The sequence below is a fragment of the Streptomyces sp. NPDC047049 genome (assembly GCF_040643995.1).
In the GTDB taxonomy this organism is placed as follows: Bacteria; Actinomycetota; Actinomycetes; order Streptomycetales; family Streptomycetaceae; genus Streptomyces; species Streptomyces mooreae.
Map to the genome: position 1 here is coordinate 183,617 of NZ_JBEYVM010000010.1, position 16,380 is coordinate 199,996.

Sequence of the window (16,380 nt, forward strand, 5' to 3'; positions counted from 1 at the left end):
GACGGGCGGTGCCCGCTCACCCCGTGCAGTGGAAGCGCGCCCCCGCCCAGTCGCCGTGATCGCCGGACTTCTTGCCGTCGGTATCGGTCACCTTGAGGCGTACGTGCCGGACGCCGCCGAGCGGTACGTCCACCGCCACCGGTGCCGAGGCGCCGGTCAGCTTCGGCGAGGTCCACAGCGCCTTGCCGTCCCCCTCCACCGAGAAGGCGACCTGCCCGTAGCCGGCGATCTCGTCGTCGATCCCGGCGTCCGCGGTGAAGGACGTACAGCGCCCGCCGGTGAAGAACTCCAGGTCCGAGTCGGCGTGCGTCCCGATGCCCTTGCCGTACATCTTCCCGGCGAGGGTGAGCGGACGGCCGTCCGCCGGCCCCGACTCGCCGTTGCTGTGGTCGCGTTCGGCCGGCCCGTAGCCATTGGTCTGGCTCAGCCACTCCAGATCGCTCGCCCAGGTGTCGGCGGCGGGCGCCGGCGGTACGGCCCGTACCTCGAAGCGGTGCACCGCCGTCCGCGGCGCGCCGGCCGAGCGGTAGCGGACGGTCGCGGTGACGGTGACCGGGTCCGCGCTCCTGGCGTCCCGGGGCGCGGTGAGCGTCAGGGTGTCGCGCCGGGTGGTTCCGGCGGCGATCCGCGCATGGCGCACCGGCGCCGAGACGGTCCAGCCCTCGGGCGCGGACAGGGACACCGACACCCCGTGTGCCGCACGGGTGCCCGCGGTGAGCGCCGTCCGTACGGATGTCGGCACGCCCTTGGTCACTTCCTGGCCGCCCGGCGTGGCCACCGCGACCGTCGCGCCCGGGGTCCGGCCGCCGACCGCGCTCGCGCCCTTCAGCAGCAGGGTGAAGGCGCGGCCGGTGGGGCGGGAGGCGGTCTTGACCCGGACGACGCCCGCGCGGTCGGCGGGGTCGTGGAACCAGCCCTCGTCCGCCGCCTCGAACGCGCCCGCGGACGGCAGCCGCCGCAGCGGACGGCCGTCCAGGGTGACGCCGCGGGGCGCGTCCCCGGTGTGCACGGTGAAGCGGTACGGCCGGGCCGTCTGCTTGCCCCGGAACGCGCCCCGCAAGGCGCCGACGCCGATCCGGACGTCGCCGCCTCCGGCGCGCGGTGCCGCCACCTGCACCCGCTGGGTGGCGCTGCTGCCGTCCCGGTGCGCGCGGGTCACCCCGTCGTCCTCGTAGAGGGTGAACGAGGAACGGCCCTGCGGGTAGACGTCCCAGGCGAGCGGCGAGTGTGCCGTCCGGTCCCGGTAGGACCTGATGCCCGGCCACATGGGCACGGCGGCACCGGCCCTGACGAAGAGCGGCAGGGTGTCCAGGGGCGCGCTGTAACCGTCGACCGTGGCCGGCCCCTGGTAGGTGCGTCCACTCCAGTAGTCGACCCAGGTGCCCTTCGGCAGGTAGATGCCGTCGCGGGTGCCGGTGTCCTGGTAGACGGGCGCCACGAGGAAGTCCCGGCCGGTCAGGAACTCGTACTTGGCGGCGTCGGTGGCGGCCTTCGGGTCGTCGGGGTATTCGAGCGACAACGGCCGCACGGGCCCGACGCCGGTCCGGGTCGCCTCGGCCGCGTAGGAGTACATGTACGGCAGCAGCGACTCCTTGAGCTTCAGGTACTTCCGGTTGACGGAGGTGTAGGGCTCGCCCTGGCGATAGGGCTGTTTGTCGCTGTCCGCCCAGCCGTCCATCGTCATCATCGCCGGGAGGAAGGACTTCCACTGCAGGTCGCGGACGTAGGTGTGGGGGCTGCCGCCGAAGATGCCGTCCACATCGCCGGTCGTGTAGGCGAGTCCGGACATCGTCGCGCCCGCGTAGGTGGGTATCTGCCAGCGGATGTAGTCCCAGCTGCCGCTCTGGTCACCGGACCACTGGACCCCGCAGCGCTGGGCACCCGACCAGCTCTCGGGGGCCCAGGTGAAGCCCCGGGCATCGCTGTTGTCCTCGATGCCCCGGTAGGCGTCCTTGCAGCCGTCCAGGGCGAACTTGTAGCCGTCGCCGACCCAGGCGACATCGAGCTTGGCGATCCGCTGGCCCGCCTTGACCTGGTCGGCGAGCTTGGCGATGCCGTCCTCGGTCCACAGCCCCAGCTTCATCTTCCGTTCGCCGAGGCCCTGGGAGGCCCGGTCCAGGTTCTCGTAGCCGCACCCGTAGCCGTCGTTGACCAGCATCCAGCCGCCCGGCAGGTCGTTCTCCGTATAGCCGTCGGCGACCTTCAGGGCGTCGAGGGTGTGCCGCTCCCCCCGGTTCGCATTGTGCAGGTAGCAGTCGGAATCACCGATCTCCAGGCCGTACAGCGGCGGCAGGAAGGGCTTGCCGGTCAGCGAGGTGTACTGGCCGATGACGTCCTTGGCGCTCGGCCCGGCGAAATAGTAGGCGTCGAACCGCCGTTCCTTCGCGCGCGTCGTCACCGGCCGGCCGAAGGCGTACGTATTGGGCGCGTACGTATTGCGGAAGACTCCGTAGCCCGCGGACGAGAGGTAGAACGGGACGGAGTTGGGGTGTCCGCCGTCGTCCCAGTGGTAGTCGACGCCGACCTCGACGGTGTGGCCGCGGTGTGAGGTGTTGCCGCGCCCGTTCTGCATCCCCGCGCCGTAGAACTGCTCGTTCCCGCCGCGCGCCAGGGTCTGGGTGGTGGTCGTGTCGTCCCAGCTCAGGCCCTTCGCCTCGGACCACACCAACGAGCCGTCGGCCCGCCGCAGTTCGAAGCGGAGCGGCGCCTTGAAGGCCTTCAGGGTGACCTGTGAGGTGCTGAGTTCGTAGGCTTCCCCGGCGTCCCGCCAGTGGGTGGCGGGCGGTGCGCCCTGGGGCAGCACGATGTCCTTGCCGGTGGGGTCGGTGAAGGTGCCGTCCGGGGCGAGTTCGATGCGGAAGGTCCGCTCTGTCACGAAGCTGACGCGTGCCTCGGCCCGGCCCGCGTGCAGACGGTAGACGGGCCCGTTCGCGGCGAAGCCGGTGACGTCGCCGACGGTCCCGTCGGGTGCGCGGCCGTCCGCCCGTACGCTGCCCGCCGGGCCCGCGACGGCCGCCACGAGCCCGAGCAGCGCGGCAACGACCGCCACCCGCAGTCCTGTTGGTTTCCTCATGCCCGCAGCTCTAGTCCGCGCCCGGGCCGCACCACCATGGACTCTTGGGCCGGGTTGCTGGATTTCTGCGCGCCCGCAGGCCGGCGGGCGCAGGAGCCGAGACAAGAGGGGCGCCCCCGCCGGCTGGCGAAGGCGCCCCTGAGGACGGGTGCGGCGGGTGTTACAGGGCCACGCCGAGCAGTGCGTCGACCGCGCGGGAGACGAGGCCGGGAGCGCCCTCGTCGCTGCCGCCGCCGGACTCCTGTGCCGCGGCCCAGCGGTCCACGGCCGCGAGGGCCGCCGGGGAGTCGAGGTCGTCGGCGAGCGCCGTACGGATCTCCTCCAGGAGGGCGTCGGCGGACGGGCCGTCGGGACGGGAGACCGCGGCGCGCCAGCGCGCCAGCCGCTCCACGGCCCCCTCCAGCACCGCGTCGGTCCACTCCCAGTCGGCGCGGTAGTGGTGTGCGAGCAGCGCCAGACGGACCGCGGCCGGGTCGGTGCCGTCGCGCCGCACCGCGGAGACGAAGACGAGATTGCCCTTGGACTTGGACATCTTCTCGCCGTTCAGGGCCACCATGCCGGCGTGCACATACGCCTTGGCGAAGGGGTGTTCGCCGGTGAGCGCCTGGGCGTGCGAGGCGCCCATCTCGTGGTGCGGGAAGGCGAGGTCGGAGCCGCCGCCCTGGATGTCGAAGCCCATGCCCAGGAGGTCCAGGGCGATGGCGACACACTCGATGTGCCAGCCGGGCCGGCCGCGGCCCAGCGAGCCGCCGTCCCAGCTCGGCTCGCCGTCACGGGCGGCCATCCACAGCATCGGGTCGAGCGGGTTCTTCTTGCCTTCGCGCTCGGGGTCGCCGCCGCGCTCCGCGGACAGCAGCCGCATCGCCTCGGCGTCCAGCCCGGAGACCTCGCCGAAGTGCGGGTCGGCCTCGACGGAGAAGTAGATGTCGCCGTCCAGCTCGTAGGCGGCACCGGCGTCGCGCAGCCGCTCCACCAGCGGGACGATGCCGGGTATCGCCTCGACGGCGCCTATGTAGTGGCGGGGCGGCAGCATCCGCAGGGCCGTCATGTCCTCGCGGAAGAGGGCGGTCTCGCGCTCGGCGAGCGCCGTCCAATCGACACCGGTGGCAACGGCCCGCTCCAGCAGCGGATCGTCGACATCGGTGACGTTCTGCACGTAGTGAACCTGGCGCTTCGTGTCGAGCCACACGCGCTGAACCAGGTCGAACGCGTTGTAGGTCGCCGCGTGCCCCATGTGGGTGGCGTCGTAGGGCGTGATGCCGCAGACGTAGATACGGGCGACGGGACCGGGGTCGAGGGTCACCCGTCCGCCGGTCGCGGTGTCGTGGATCCTCAGGTCGCGGCCCTGGCCAGGCAGGGCGGGGACCTCAGAAGCGGGCCATGCATGCATGCCATGAGCCTAACCGGACGGAGGTTCCGTCTACGAACGGGATCGGAGGTCTGGCCGGAAAGGCGGTCTTGCGTTCAGTGGCCGAACGTGCAAGCGGATCGGGCGGCCTCCCGCCGCGCCCACGGCGGAATCTCAGACCGGCGGCCAGGGGATGGCGGGCCATTCGCCGCTCGGCTCCGGGTGCCGGCCGCTGCGCAGCAGCCCGGCCACCCGCGCCCGCAGCGCCGCGATCTCGTCATCCGTGATCAGTTCGGCCAGTCGGGCGGCGAGCGGCCCGGCGTCCTCCAGTGCCTCCTGAAGGCCCCGCAGCACCTCCAGCGCCTCGTCGGTCAGTGGCTCCCCCGCCCACCCCCACAGCAGGGTGCGCAGCTTGTCCTCGGCGTGGAACGTGACGCCGTGATCGATGGCGAAAAACGCTCCGCCGTCGCCGGGCAGCAGGTGGCCGCCCTTGCGGTCACCGTTGTTGATCACGGCGTCGAGCACCGCGAGCCGCCGCAGCCGTGGATGGTCCGCGTGCACCAGCAGCGCGGTGCGGCCCTCGCCGACCTGCGCGAAGCCGACCGCCTTCCAGCCGGGCCCCGGCTCCTCGTCCTCCACCAGGGCCAGCAGCTCGGGCACCTCGTCGCTGCTCTCCGGCGGATCGATCCACTCCTGGACCATGCCGGTGCCGTAGGGGCCGTCGCGCAGCACCGTCACCGGAATGAGGTCCCAGCCGCAGGCACGGGAGATCTCGTACGCGGCGACCTCGCGCTGGGCGAGCGTGCCGTCGGGGAAGTCCCACAGCGGACGCTCGCCGGCGACCGGCTTGTAGACACAGGCGGCGCTGCGCCCGTCCTGCGCGACCGTGCAGTAGAGCACGGCGTTGGACGCCTCCTGGATGCGGCCGCGCACGGTCAGCTCGCCGTCGGTGAACAGGGCGTCGGGCCGGTCCCCGGCGGGTTCCGGCGCGGCCGGCGGCGGGTCCTGGTGCGCGACGGGACCGGGCAGCGGAGCGGCCTGCCCGGCAGGTTCGACGGGCACGGCGCTCAGGCGTCCCGTCGGTATCCGTTCTGGCGCGGGCATACGTGTCCCTCCGGGTCGAGCGGCAGGCTGCACAGCGGGCACGGCGGGCGGCCGGCGTTGACCACTTCGAGCGCCCGCTTGGCGAACGCCCTGGCCATGGTGCCGGTCAGGCGCACCCGCAGCATCGGCGGGCCGTTCTCGTCGTCCTGGAGCAGCCGCTCCTCCGCGTCGGCGAGGTCCTCGTCGCTGTCCGCCTCCAGCTCGACCAGGGCCTGTGCCTCGACGATCATCCGCTCGTCCTCGCCGTCCCAGGCGAGCGCCATGGTCCCCACCCGGAACTCTTCCTCGACGGGCGATTCCAGCGGGGCGGAGTCGGCCAGCTCGGCGGGTGAGACGGCGGGCACCGGGGCGTTGCCGCCGCTGCGCCGTACGACCTCGTCCAGCAGCTCATCGATCCGCTCGGCGAGCGCCGCGACCTGGGTCTTCTCCAGGGCGACGCTGGTGGTGCGGCCGGAGGCGGTGGCCTGGAGGTAGAAGCTACGGCGGCCAGGCAGCCCGACCGTACCGGCCACGAAGCGGTCCGGCGCGTCGTAGAAGAACACCTGACGGGACAACGTCCTGCTCCGATTGCTCGACTGCGGGGTCACTGCGGTCGCTGCACGTCCTGCGGGCACTGCGCGGATCGCAGGGTCGTGGCGGGCAGCGCCGTCGCACCACCCTACTGCGCCGACTGATCACGCTGCTCCCGCACCACCGCCGACGGCCGCGTCCCGGTCGGCCGCCGCGCCGCCGCCGTCATCCGCCCGGGGCACGAGTGATCCGAAGTCGCCGGTGTCCCCGAGCCGTACGAGGTAGGGGCGCAGCCGGGTGTAGCGGATCGCGGTGACCGAGCACGGCTCGACGGAGATCCGCTGGAAGAGGTCGAGGTGCATGCCCAGCGCGTCGGCGACCAGGGATTTGATGAGGTCGCCGTGCGAGCACATGAGGTAGGCCGCCTCGGGGCCGTGCGCCTCGTCGATGCGGGCGTTCCAGTCGCGTACCGCGTCCACCGCCCGGGCCTGCATGGCGCGCATCGACTCGCCGCCGGGGAAGGCGGCCGCTGAGGGGTGCTGCTGGACGACCTCCATCAGCGGCTCGTCGCTCAGCTCGGCGAGTTTGCGGCCCGACCAGTCGCCGTAGTCGCATTCGCTGATCCGGTCCTCGATGTGCGGCGTGAGCCACGGCCGGGCCTCCAGCAGCGGCGCCACGGTCTCCCGGCAGCGCTGCAGCGGGCTGGAGACGACGGCGGTCAGCGGCACCTGGGACAGCCGTACGGGCAGCCCGGCGGCCTGGGCGGCGCCGTGCTCGTCGAGGGCGACGCCGGGCGCCCGTCCGGCGAGCACTCCGGCGGTGTTGGCGGTGGAGCGGCCGTGCCGCACCAGGATCAGCGTGGGCATGGGCGCCACCCTACGTTCCCGGTCCGTGTTCCTGGCAGGCGGCGGCGTGACGAGCGAGAATGCCAGGTGTGATCGTGGACTGCGCCATCTACCGGGACGGCCGCCGCGCCGAGTGCGCGACCGACTTCTCCCGCGCGCTGGAGGAGGCGCGGGCCGAGGGTGACGCCTTCCTGTGGCTGGGGATGTACGAGCCGACGGAGCGGGAGTTCGATCTCGTCAGCAGCGAATTCGGGCTGCACCCGCTGGCCGTCGAGGACGCGCTCAAGGCGCATCAGCGGCCCAAGCTGGAGGTCTACGACGACTCGCTGTTCATGGTGCTGAAGCCGGTCACCTACGACGACGCGGCCGCCACGGTGACTGCGTCGGAGGTGATGGTGTTCCTGGGCGAGGCGTTCGTGGTCACCGTCCGGCACGGCGAGGCCAGCCCGCTGGCGGCGGTGCGCCGGCGGCTGGAGGACCACCGGGAGATCCTGCGGCACGGCCCGGGGGCGGTGCTGTACGCGGTCTGTGACGCGGTGGTCGACCACTACATCGACGTGGCCTCCGAACTCCAGCTGGATCTGGAGGAGTTGGAGGCGGAGGTGTTCGCTCCGGTACGCCGGGACACCAAGAACACCGCGGCCGAGATCTACGCCTTCAAGCGCGAGGTGCTGGAATTCCGGCGGGCGACCGGCCCCCTGGCCGCGCCGATGACCCTCCTGCAGAACCCCGGCGTGCCGTACGTGCACGACCACGCCCGGCCGTTCTTCCGCGACGTCGACGACCACCTCACCCGCGCCAACGAGTCGGTGGAGAGCCTGGACCGGCTGCTCTCGGACATCCTCGCCGCCCATCTGGCGCAGATGGGCGTCCGGCAGAACGACGACATGCGCAAGATCTCGGCCTGGGCGGCGCTGGCGGCCGTACCGACCCTGATCGCCGGCATCTACGGCATGAACTTCGATGACATGCCGGAGCTGAAGTGGCACCTGGGCTATCCCGCGATCCTGCTGGTGATGGTCGTCATCGAGGTCTCGCTCTACCGGCTGTTCAAACGCCGCGGCTGGCTGTGACGGCGCGGCCGGCCGTGCCGGGGGCGGTCCCGGCGGCCGGGCGCCCCGCAGGGCTCAGGCGAACTCCGGAGCCGAGGTGGCCGGGCCGCCCAGCGCGTTCCGGCGCTCGGGCATCTTGAGGCTGACCATCCGCCGCCAGCCGCCCAGCCGCTCATAGCCGTACATCGCCCGGATCCCGGTGGTGATCCCGCCGCTCTTCGCCTTCGGCCACCGCAGGATGCGGCCCATGTGGTCCATCACGGCCAGGCTGACGTCCCGGTAGATGACGATCTCGGCATGGGCACAGTCGTGCAGGATCCGCTGGATGGTCCGGCCGTGGCCGAGGCGCGCCAGCCGCAGCAGTTCCTCGTGGCAGTACGCCAGGTGGTTGTCCTCGTCGTGGGAGATCATCCGGATCGCCTTGCCCACCTCGGGGTGATCACCGAAGTGCTTGTTGAGCATCACCATCTGGTCGGCGGCACGCTGTTCGGTGACCCGGCTGTGCGCGAGGTAGGTGATGATGTCGAGTTCGGTGAGCGGTTCGTCGCGGCGCAGCTTGTCGTGCGCCAGGCCGATGCCCCGCCGCTCCAGCAGCGCGGTGTAGTCGGTCTCCACGGGGACGGCGGCGGGCGTCAGGCCGCGCTTGCGCAGCAGGGCGTGGAAGATCCGGCCGTGCTTGTCCTCGTCCGCGCCGTGCCGGGTGACCTTGGGCGCCAGCTCGCGCAGCGAGGCGGGCATGAGGGCGGCGATCCGGCCGTTCTCCCAGCCGCCCTGGGTCTCGCCGCTGGCCGCGATGGAGCAGAACAGGCGGTAGGAGTCGTCGTTGTCGACGATCTCCTGGAACAGGCTTCGAGCCGAGATCATCTGCACACCTCCGAACGGACACACCCGTAGGAAAAGTCAAAGGGGGTGTCCGGCGGGAGGCAACCGGAGCGGCCGTTCGTACGGCCGTCCGGGCGATGTCCGTCCAGGTGGCGGGCGTAACCCGGGCCCGTATCACCGCGTTGTGCTGCCTGACGGCCGCGGCGGGGAAGATCCCCCGAGCCCCCGCCACGGCCGTGGGGACGACCGGGCCCGGCACTGTGCGCCGGGCCGTGTGCGGGACTTCCGGACGGGTGCCGGTACGAGCCCTGCCGCCCCGGTCACCTACGCCAGGCCGGCCCGCTCCAGGGCCTCGGTGCCGGCCCGCAGCGAGGCGAGGCGGTCCTCCAGGGTGAAGCCCGCCGGGGCCAGCGTCAGCGTGGTCACTCCGGCCGCCGCGTAGGCCTGCATCCGCTCGGCGATCCGCTCGACGGAGCCGAGCAGCGTGGTCTGGTCGATCAGCTGCTCCGGGACCGCGGCTGCGGCGCCCTCCTTGTCGCCGGACAGGTACTTGCCCTGGATCTCGGCGGCTTCCTTCTCGTACCCCATGCGCCGGGCGAGCTGGTTGTAGAAGTTCTGCTTCGGGCTGCCCATTCCGCCGACGTACAGGGCGGTGTACGGACGGAACATGTCGGCCAGCGCGCTGACGTCCTTGTCCGCGCCGACGGCCAGCGGCAGCGTCGGGCAGACGTCGAAGCCCTCCAGGGTCTTGCCCGCCTTCTCGCGGCCGGCCCGGAGGTGCGAGACGGCGGTCTCCTCCAGGTGGTCGGCGGAGGGGAAGATCAGCAGGGCGCCGTCGGCGATCTCACCGGTCTGCTGGAGGTTCTTCGGGCCGATCGCCGCGATGTAGAGCGGGATGTGCGCGCGCTGCGGGTGGACGGTGAGCTTCAGCGGCTTGCCGGGGCCGTCGGGCAGCGGCAGCGTCCAGTGCTCGCCCTGGTAGGACAGCCGCTCGCGCGACATGGCCTTGCGGACGATGTCCACGTACTCGCGGGTGCGCGCCAGCGGCTTGTCGAACTTGACGCCGTACCAGCCCTCGGACACCTGCGGCCCCGAGACGCCGAGCCCCAGCCGGAACCGGCCCCCGGAGAGGGAGTCCAGGGTGGCGGCCGTCATCGCGGTCATCGCGGGCGTACGCGCCGGGATCTGGAAGATCGCCGAACCGATGTCGATCTGCTCGGTCTGGGCCGCGACCCAGGAGAGCACGGTGGCGGCGTCGGAGCCGTAGGCCTCGGCGGCCCAGCAGACGGCATAGCCCAGGCGATCGGCCTCCTGCGCGACCGCGAGATTGTCGGAGTCCATCCCGGCGCCCCAGTAGCCGAGGTTGATGCCAAGCCTCATGCCGCTCCCCTTACCGATCAGTAACGTCGCTGTTGCGGGGACTGTAGCGCGCGCCCCCGCCGGCCGTCATCGGCGGGTTGTCCACAGGTCCCCTGTTCCCGGCTCGCGGCCAGTAATCTCAAGGCCCATGGAGCAAAGGCACCTCGGCCGTACGGGCCTTCGCGTGTCCCGCCTCGCGCTCGGCACCCTGAACTGGGCCCGCGACACGGACGAGCAGGAAGCCGCCGACCAGCTCAAGGCGTTCTGGGAGGCCGGCGGCACTCTGGTGGACACCGCCGACATCTACGCCGACGGCGGCGCCGAATACCTCCTGGGCCGGCTGATGGAAGGGCTCGTTCCGCGCGAGGACCTGGTCATCGCGACCAAGGCCGGCAGCGTCCTGGCCGCGGACCGCCACGTCGACGGCTCCCGGCGCCATCTCCTCGCCGCCCTGGACGCCTCCCTGGAACGGCTGGGCACCGAGTACGTCGACCTGTGGCAGCTGCACGCCTTCGATCCGCACACCCCGCTGGAGGAGACCCTGCAGGCCCTCGACCTCGCCGTCACCAGCGGCCGGGCGCGCTATGTGGGGCTGTCGAACTTCTCCGGCTGGCAGCTCGCCAAGGCGGGCACCTGGCAGCTGGCCGCGCCCGGTGTACGCAACCGGCTGGCGAGCACACAGATGGAGTACTCCCTGCTCCAGCGCGGTGTCGAGCGGGAGGTGCTGCCGGCGGCGCTGGATCTCGGGATGGGCCTGCTGCCGTCGTCGCCGCTCGGACGGGGCGTGCTGACCGGTAAGTACCGCCATGCGACGCCGGCCGACTCGCGGGGCGCCTCGGAGCATCTGGCCCCGTTCGTCGCGCCCTACCTCGACGAGACGGCGGGCCGGGTCGTCGAGGCAGTCACCACCGCCGCCGACGGACTGGCCGTCACCCCGCTCCAGGTCGCGCTCTCCTGGGTGCGCGACCGCCCCGGAGTGACCGCGCCGATCCTGGGCGCCCGCACGGAAGCGCAGCTCAGAGCCGCATTGTCAGTGGAGACCCTTAGTCTTCCTGACGAGATCCGCCGGGCGCTGGACGATGTTTCGGCTCCGGTGCACCACTACCCCGATCACGACTGGAGCACGCTGTGAGTACCGACCGCCTCGCCGGCGAAACCCCGCCCGAGCAGGAGGCCGCGCCCGGGACTGCGGATGCCCAGACACCCGACGGCCCCACGGCGGCACGGGAGGACCCCGCGGCACCAGGGAACGACGCCATGGCGCCGGGCCCGGACGCGACGGCGCCGGAGCAGGCCACAGCACCGGACACGGATACAGACGCGACGGCGCCGGAACACGCCACAGCACCGGAGGCGGACACGGACACGACGGCGCCGGAGGGCTCCTCGGCCGGCGTCGCGGACGCGACGGTTCCGGTGAGCGAGCCGGCGCCCGCGGCCCCTGGCGGCGGGGACCGGGCTCCCGGCTCCGGTGCGGCACGGGAGACCGCGGTGCCCGCGTCGGGCAAGGCGACCGCGGACGCGCTGGCCGCGGCGGTACGCGCGGTGGAGAGCGGCGAGCGCACGGCCGCTTCGTTCTTCAACGACGCCCCCCGTCCCGCGCCCCGTCCCACCGGGCAGGCCGCACCCGCCGCCCGGCCCCGCGAGGACCGCCCTGACACCACCGGCCGCCCCCCGCAGCAGGGCGCACCCCCCGGCCCCGCCGCCCCGGAGGCCGCCCGGCCCGGCAGCGCCTCCGGCGCCGGCCGTCCGGCCGGTCCCCCCGTCGCGGACACCGGCACCATGGGCCCGGCCGCCGCACCGGCTCCGGCCGGCCCGGCTCCCGCCCCCCGTCCCGCCGCGGCCACGGCCCCCGGCATCGAGGGCGTACGGCAGGTCCTCACGGCGGGCGGCGCGCCCCAGGCGCTGGCGGAGCCCGCCGCGGAAGTGCTCGGCGAGCGGGCGGCCGAGGCGCTGCGCGAGGACCCCTGGCAGTTGCTCGGTGTGCCAGGGGTGCGCCCCGAACAGGCCGACGGCTTCGCCCGCGCACTGCTCGGCCCGGCCTGCGGCCCTGGCGACGAGCGGCGCGCACAGGCGCTGGTCGGCTGGCTGCTGGAACAGGCCGCCGTCGCGGGGCACTCCGCCCTGGAGGCCGCCGCCCTGCGCGCCGCGCTCGCCCAGCGCTCGGTGCCCGACCCCGACGAGGCCCTGCAGACCGCCATCGCGGACGGTGCCGTGCTGGTCTTCCAGGACGCGATCGAGGAACCGGGCCGGGCGCGCCCCGCCACGGGCGACGACGAGGACGAAGAGCAGCCGGTCCGGATCCTGCTCGGCCTGGACCGGTTCGCGATGGCCGAAGAGAGCGTCGCCGACGGCCTGGCGCGGCTGTTGAACACCTTCGAAGCGGTGGCCGGGCCGGAGCAGCACACCGCGGCGGACGCCGGGGAGCCCGGCGACGGCACGGCGGCCTCGGAGCCGACGACCGCGGAGCCGGCAGCCACGGAGCCGGCGGACGCCGACCGGAGCCCGGCCGCGGAGGGTGCCGACGCCCCGGCCCCCGGCGCCGGAGGCACCGGTGCGCCCGCCGAAGCCGACGCCGACGACACCGCCGCCCCCCGGCCCGTACGCCCCTCCGCCGCCGCCTGGGAGGCCGCGGCGGCCGCCGCACCGTCGCCGTCGGCCGCGGAGCTCATCCGCGCCGCCGCACACAGCGGCCTGGTGGCGCACACCGGTGCCGAGGCGGCCCGCGCCGAGCCCGCCGCGCTGATCGCCGCGGCCCGCTCGCTGGGCCTGCGGGCATTCGGTGCCACGTATACCGAGAACGGCCGCCGGCGCCTGGCCGCCCACCTCGCCGCGAGCACCCCGGAGGCCGCCGCCGCATCCGGGGACCCCGGCGCGGCCGCGGTGACCGTGTCCGGCCTGCTGTCCGGCCGCCAGGGCCCCGGCCGTGACGCCGACGGCGCCCTGGCGCTCGATCTGCTGGTCGTGCTGGACGCCCCGCAGCTGGATCTGGAGACCGCCGCGCTGCTCGTCGAGTCGCTGACCGACGGGACCCGCCTGGTGCTCAGCGGCGATCCGGGGGTGCTGTGGTCCGCCGGTCCCGGCCGGCTGTTCGCCGATCTGCTCGCGGCCCGCTTCTGTCCTCAGGTCGCCTCCCGCACCCCGGACTTCGGCCCGATCGGCGAGCTGGTGTCGGGCATCGGCATCGGCGAACTGAGCCAGGTCGAGGCGCCCGGCAAGGAAGTGGTGATCGTCCCGGCGCGGGATGCCGGAGAGGCGGTGCACCGCACCGTCCAGCTGGTCGCCGACTCCGTGCCCCGGGCGCTCGGTGTCCCCGCGGAGCAGACCCAGGTCATCACCGTCGGCCACGGCGGCGCGGCCGGCACCCGCGCGCTCAACGCCGCCCTCAAGGAACGGCTCAATCCCGGCCCCGGCCGGTTCGGCGGTTTCGACCCCGGCGACCGCGTGGCCTACGCCCCCGCGCCCGGCCGCACGGTGCCCGGCACGGTCACCGGCGCGGACGCGTCCGGGCTGCATCTCGACTGCGACGGCACCGCGGCCGTGGTACCGCGCGAACAGGTCGCTGCGGGAGCCGTACGCCACGGCTGGGCGCTCACCGCGCACCAGGCGGCCGGGATGCGCTGGCCCGCCGCGGTGGTCGTGCTGCCCGGGGACGCCGCGGGCGGTCTGACCCGCGCCTGGGTCTACACCGCCTTCAGCCGCGGCGAACGCCACCTGTCGGTCGTCCAGGGGGTCGACCAGGCGCTGCCCCGCGCCGTCGCCGAGGTGCCCGTCAAGGAACGCACCACCCGGCTGCGCACCCTGCTGCGGGACAGCGTCCAGAGTGCCGAGGAGCCGCCGGCGGCCGGCTGACCGGAGAGCGCGGCCCGCGCCCCCTCACCACACGCACCACAAGCCGCCGCCCCGGCCCGTGGGCAGCCTTCTGCCGACGGACCGGGGCAGCGGTCGGTGTACCGGATCAGGAGGCTTCGGCGGGGCCGGGGCAGGGCCTGTGGGGCCAGGCCGCCCACCCCGCCCACCTCACCGTCCGCGGCCGGGCGCTTCCAGATCGTCGTCGTCGCCCAGTTCCTCGTCGAAGACCGCGCTGACGTCGAAGCGGCACACCACCCGCTGGGGGTCCGCCTGATCGAACGGCGCGGACAGCCACTCCCCCGGTTCGGCCGGGTCGTCGGCGGCCGCCACCCACAGGGTGGAGTCGCCCTCCTCCAGGCCGAACTCCTTGTGCCGGGAGGCGATCTCGTCCGGCTCGAACTCCCCGAAGAGCACGCCCAGCGCCGCATGCACGCTGGTGCCGACGACCGCGGCGGCGTCGGCGCCGCCGCCCGCCGCCTCGTCGGCGGCGTCCGGATCGAGGTCGGCGATGCGCTGGGCCTGATGCAGCAGCCGCTGCGGTTCGGCGACGGTGTAATCGCGCCGGATCAGCACGCTCAGCGCACTCGGCTCCTCCGGGCCCGCGTAGGCGGGCAGGGCATCACTCCCGGGGATCTCGAAGGGGGTGACCTCGTCGTAGGTGTCGTACAGCAGCTCGTCATAGACCTCTGCCGCCGCGGCGAGCTCGTCGAACGCGGCGTAGACGGCCGGGTCGTCCTGCCCCGAGCGGCGTTCGACCGCGTCGAGGTGACGGTCCAGCGCGGCTTTGACCGCCTCGGCGGCGGCACGTACCTCGGCAGCGGAAGGCTGCGCAGCATCAGACATAGTGCAGACGCTATCCGTACCGAGGCCGGTCCCGCACAATAGATGCGATGCCGGAATACGAATTCTGCGATGTGTACGTGCCTCGGGGAGTGTCCCGGAAGGCCGCCACCCGCCTGCTGACCGACCATGCCGAGTACGGACACTGGGAGTTGGACCGACTGCGCCTGAACCCGGACGGGAGCCGCAAGGTGCGGCTGCGCCGGCGGATCATCCGCCAGCTCCGTGCCACATGGTGAGCGCCACCGGCGCCTGAGCACGGCAGAGCGGGCCCCGCTTGGCAGGGCCCGCTCGTGGAGCGCCGGTGCGCTATGTCGTGCTGCTCACCGGCGGGCGGCGCGCGCCTTGCGGTAGATCAAGGCGCCCCCGAGCAGCAGTCCGGCGCTGGCCGGAATCGCGTAGCCGACCCCTCCGGCACCCGTCTGCGCGAGGTGACCGACGGGCTTGGGGGGCGTCACGATCTGGCTGTGCCCCCCGGTCTGCGGCTTCGTCCCCGGCGTGTGCGGCGACTGCTGGCCGGGCTTGCCCGGCTGGTGGGGCTTGCCCGGGTGATGGGGCTTGCCCGGCTGGTGCGGCTTACCGGGCTGGTGCGGCTTGCCCGGCTGGTGCGGCTTACCGGGCTCGTGGGGCTTGCCCGGGTGGTGCGGCCGGCCCGGGGCCGGCGTCGACCCATTGGCGCAGTGGTTGCCGAAGGCCGGGTTCAGCAGCCCGGCCGCCGAGACGCTGTTGCCACAGGCGTTCACCGGTACGTCGACCGGAGCCTGGACACTGTTGCCCGACGCGACACCGGGCGAGTTCGAGGCCCCGCCCGCGGCGTTCGCACCGCCCTGGTGCCCGGCCTGGTGACCACCCTGGTGTCCGCCGACGTGCCGACCACCGCCGACGTTGGCGCAGTGGTTGCCGAACGCGGGGTTCAGCAGCCCGACGACGTTGACGGTGTTGCCACAGGCGTTCACCGGTACGTGCACCGGTACCTGAACACTGTTGCCGGATCCCACGCCGGGCGAGTTCGCCGCGCCTCCGGCGGCTCCCGCATCGGCCTGTGCATAGCCGGCGGCCATGGCGAGTACGCCACTGGCGGCCGCCATGGTGATCAGGCCCTTTCGTGCGACCTGTCTCATAGGTTGTTCCCCTGCCTAGTGCCTTACAGGAATACGGGCAAGTGAGGATCCTCGGAAGAATCCACCGGCCCGCCGAAACCCAGCGGCTCCGGAATGCGTGGCGCGCCTTCCGGAGCCGGACCGAGTCAGACCCTTACGGATGTAAATACAACGCCAAAGGACGCCAGAAGGTCACTTGTTGACGCAGCCCGCGCCGAACGCGGGGTTCAGCAGCCCGATCACGGAGACCGTGTTGCCACAAGCGTTCACCGGAACGTGTACCGGCACCTGGATGGTGTTGCCGGAGACCACACCGGGAGAGTTCAGCGCAGCGCCCTGGGCACCCGAGTCAGCAACGGCCAGGCCCGCACCGGCGAGCACGACACCACCGGCCACTGCCGCAGCGGCGACGACCTTCTTGATCATTAATTCCTCCTTGTAGCCAATACGATCCCAGCCGCGGACCGCACTCACT

14 protein-coding genes are annotated in these 16,380 nt (G+C 73.1%); 4 read left to right on the top strand and 10 right to left on the bottom strand.

The window, feature by feature from the left end; translation table 11 throughout:
- Positions 1–16 precede the first annotated feature (16 nt).
- The 5 genes from ABZ851_RS22855 to ABZ851_RS22875 form a co-directional block, all read right to left on the bottom strand.
- The gene (locus ABZ851_RS22855) at positions 17–3,073 is read right to left on the bottom strand and encodes an NPCBM/NEW2 domain-containing protein (protein WP_361130545.1); all 3,057 of its coding nucleotides are present in this window, start codon (positions 3,071–3,073) and stop codon (positions 17–19) included.
- A 160-nt stretch (positions 3,074–3,233) separates the two neighbouring features.
- Positions 3,234–4,463 (bottom strand): cysteine--1-D-myo-inosityl 2-amino-2-deoxy-alpha-D-glucopyranoside ligase, encoded by a 1,230-nt coding sequence (mshC, locus tag ABZ851_RS22860; protein WP_361130548.1) that lies wholly within the window; start codon positions 4,461–4,463, stop codon positions 3,234–3,236.
- A 132-nt stretch (positions 4,464–4,595) separates the two neighbouring features.
- The gene (locus ABZ851_RS22865) at positions 4,596–5,525 is read right to left on the bottom strand and encodes an SCO1664 family protein (protein WP_361130551.1); all 930 of its coding nucleotides are present in this window, start codon (positions 5,523–5,525) and stop codon (positions 4,596–4,598) included.
- Entirely contained in the window at positions 5,489–6,079 is a 591-nt protein-coding gene (locus tag ABZ851_RS22870) for a DUF3090 domain-containing protein (RefSeq protein ID WP_311626701.1), read from the bottom strand. The genes ABZ851_RS22865 and ABZ851_RS22870 overlap by 37 nt, the downstream gene beginning before the upstream one ends.
- A gap of 120 nt (positions 6,080–6,199) precedes the next feature.
- Complete coding sequence (locus tag ABZ851_RS22875) at positions 6,200–6,901, bottom strand: histidine phosphatase family protein (protein ID WP_361130554.1); 702 nt, start codon at positions 6,899–6,901, stop codon at positions 6,200–6,202.
- 59 nt (positions 6,902–6,960) lie between these two features.
- On the opposite strand from ABZ851_RS22875, the gene corA reads away from it, so the two are divergent.
- Complete coding sequence (gene corA, locus ABZ851_RS22880) at positions 6,961–7,953, top strand: magnesium/cobalt transporter CorA (protein ID WP_361130557.1); 993 nt, start codon at positions 6,961–6,963, stop codon at positions 7,951–7,953.
- 54 nt (positions 7,954–8,007) lie between these two features.
- Here the strand turns inward: corA and ABZ851_RS22885 are convergent, their stop codons facing one another.
- Positions 8,008–8,796, bottom strand: coding sequence for a ferritin-like domain-containing protein (locus tag ABZ851_RS22885; protein WP_361130560.1), 789 nt, complete (start codon positions 8,794–8,796; stop codon positions 8,008–8,010).
- A 282-nt stretch (positions 8,797–9,078) separates the two neighbouring features.
- On the bottom strand, positions 9,079–10,134 hold the full coding sequence (locus ABZ851_RS22890; RefSeq protein ID WP_361130563.1) for an LLM class F420-dependent oxidoreductase: 1,056 nt from the start codon (positions 10,132–10,134) through the stop codon (positions 9,079–9,081).
- Between the two features lie 127 nt (positions 10,135–10,261).
- Here ABZ851_RS22890 and ABZ851_RS22895 point away from each other — a divergent pair, with 127 nt between their 5' ends.
- A complete protein-coding gene (locus ABZ851_RS22895; RefSeq protein WP_361130566.1) occupies positions 10,262–11,245 on the top strand; it encodes an aldo/keto reductase in 984 nt (327 codons plus the stop codon).
- Complete coding sequence (locus ABZ851_RS22900) at positions 11,242–13,965, top strand: helix-hairpin-helix domain-containing protein (RefSeq protein ID WP_361130569.1); 2,724 nt, start codon at positions 11,242–11,244, stop codon at positions 13,963–13,965. Before ABZ851_RS22895 ends, ABZ851_RS22900 begins: the two co-directional genes overlap by 4 nt.
- 168 nt (positions 13,966–14,133) lie before the next feature.
- On the opposite strand, the gene ABZ851_RS22905 is transcribed toward ABZ851_RS22900, so the two are convergent.
- Entirely contained in the window at positions 14,134–14,808 is a 675-nt protein-coding gene (locus ABZ851_RS22905) for a hypothetical protein (RefSeq protein WP_336054717.1), read from the bottom strand.
- Between the two features lie 47 nt (positions 14,809–14,855).
- On the opposite strand from ABZ851_RS22905, the gene ABZ851_RS22910 reads away from it, so the two are divergent.
- A complete protein-coding gene (locus ABZ851_RS22910; RefSeq protein ID WP_006607658.1) occupies positions 14,856–15,044 on the top strand; it encodes a DUF5703 family protein in 189 nt (62 codons plus the stop codon).
- 84 nt (positions 15,045–15,128) lie between these two features.
- Here the strand turns inward: ABZ851_RS22910 and ABZ851_RS22915 are convergent, their stop codons facing one another.
- Both ABZ851_RS22915 and ABZ851_RS22920 read right to left on the bottom strand, forming a co-directional pair.
- Positions 15,129–15,926: a chaplin family protein gene (locus ABZ851_RS22915; RefSeq protein ID WP_361130573.1), complete on the bottom strand. Its 798-nt coding sequence runs from the start codon at positions 15,924–15,926 to the stop codon at positions 15,129–15,131.
- Between the two features lie 171 nt (positions 15,927–16,097).
- Positions 16,098–16,331 carry a chaplin gene (locus tag ABZ851_RS22920; protein ID WP_129297185.1) on the bottom strand — a complete coding sequence of 78 codons (234 nt, stop codon included), beginning with the start codon at positions 16,329–16,331 and terminating at the stop codon, positions 16,098–16,100.
- Positions 16,332–16,380 lie beyond the last annotated feature (49 nt).

What these genes read in the sequence shown, in the direction of transcription:
- ABZ851_RS22855 (WP_361130545.1), bottom strand. Translation starts at nt 3,073, where the DNA reads ATGAGGAAACCAACAGGACTGCGGGTGGCGGTCGTTGCCGCGCTGCTC.
- mshC (WP_361130548.1), bottom strand. Translation starts at nt 4,463, where the DNA reads ATGCATGCATGGCCCGCTTCTGAGGTCCCCGCCCTGCCTGGCCAGGGC.
- ABZ851_RS22865 (WP_361130551.1), bottom strand. Translation starts at nt 5,525, where the DNA reads ATGCCCGCGCCAGAACGGATACCGACGGGACGCCTGAGCGCCGTGCCC.
- ABZ851_RS22875 (WP_361130554.1), bottom strand. Translation starts at nt 6,901, where the DNA reads ATGCCCACGCTGATCCTGGTGCGGCACGGCCGCTCCACCGCCAACACC.
- corA (WP_361130557.1), top strand. Translation starts at nt 6,961, where the DNA reads ATGCCAGGTGTGATCGTGGACTGCGCCATCTACCGGGACGGCCGCCGC.
- ABZ851_RS22885 (WP_361130560.1), bottom strand. Translation starts at nt 8,796, where the DNA reads ATGATCTCGGCTCGAAGCCTGTTCCAGGAGATCGTCGACAACGACGAC.
- ABZ851_RS22890 (WP_361130563.1), bottom strand. Translation starts at nt 10,134, where the DNA reads ATGAGGCTTGGCATCAACCTCGGCTACTGGGGCGCCGGGATGGACTCC.
- ABZ851_RS22895 (WP_361130566.1), top strand. Translation starts at nt 10,262, where the DNA reads ATGGAGCAAAGGCACCTCGGCCGTACGGGCCTTCGCGTGTCCCGCCTC.
- ABZ851_RS22905 (WP_336054717.1), bottom strand. Translation starts at nt 14,808, where the DNA reads ATGTCTGATGCTGCGCAGCCTTCCGCTGCCGAGGTACGTGCCGCCGCC.
- ABZ851_RS22910 (WP_006607658.1), top strand. Translation starts at nt 14,856, where the DNA reads ATGCCGGAATACGAATTCTGCGATGTGTACGTGCCTCGGGGAGTGTCC.
- ABZ851_RS22915 (WP_361130573.1), bottom strand. Translation starts at nt 15,926, where the DNA reads ATGAGACAGGTCGCACGAAAGGGCCTGATCACCATGGCGGCCGCCAGT.
- ABZ851_RS22920 (WP_129297185.1), bottom strand. Translation starts at nt 16,331, where the DNA reads ATGATCAAGAAGGTCGTCGCCGCTGCGGCAGTGGCCGGTGGTGTCGTG.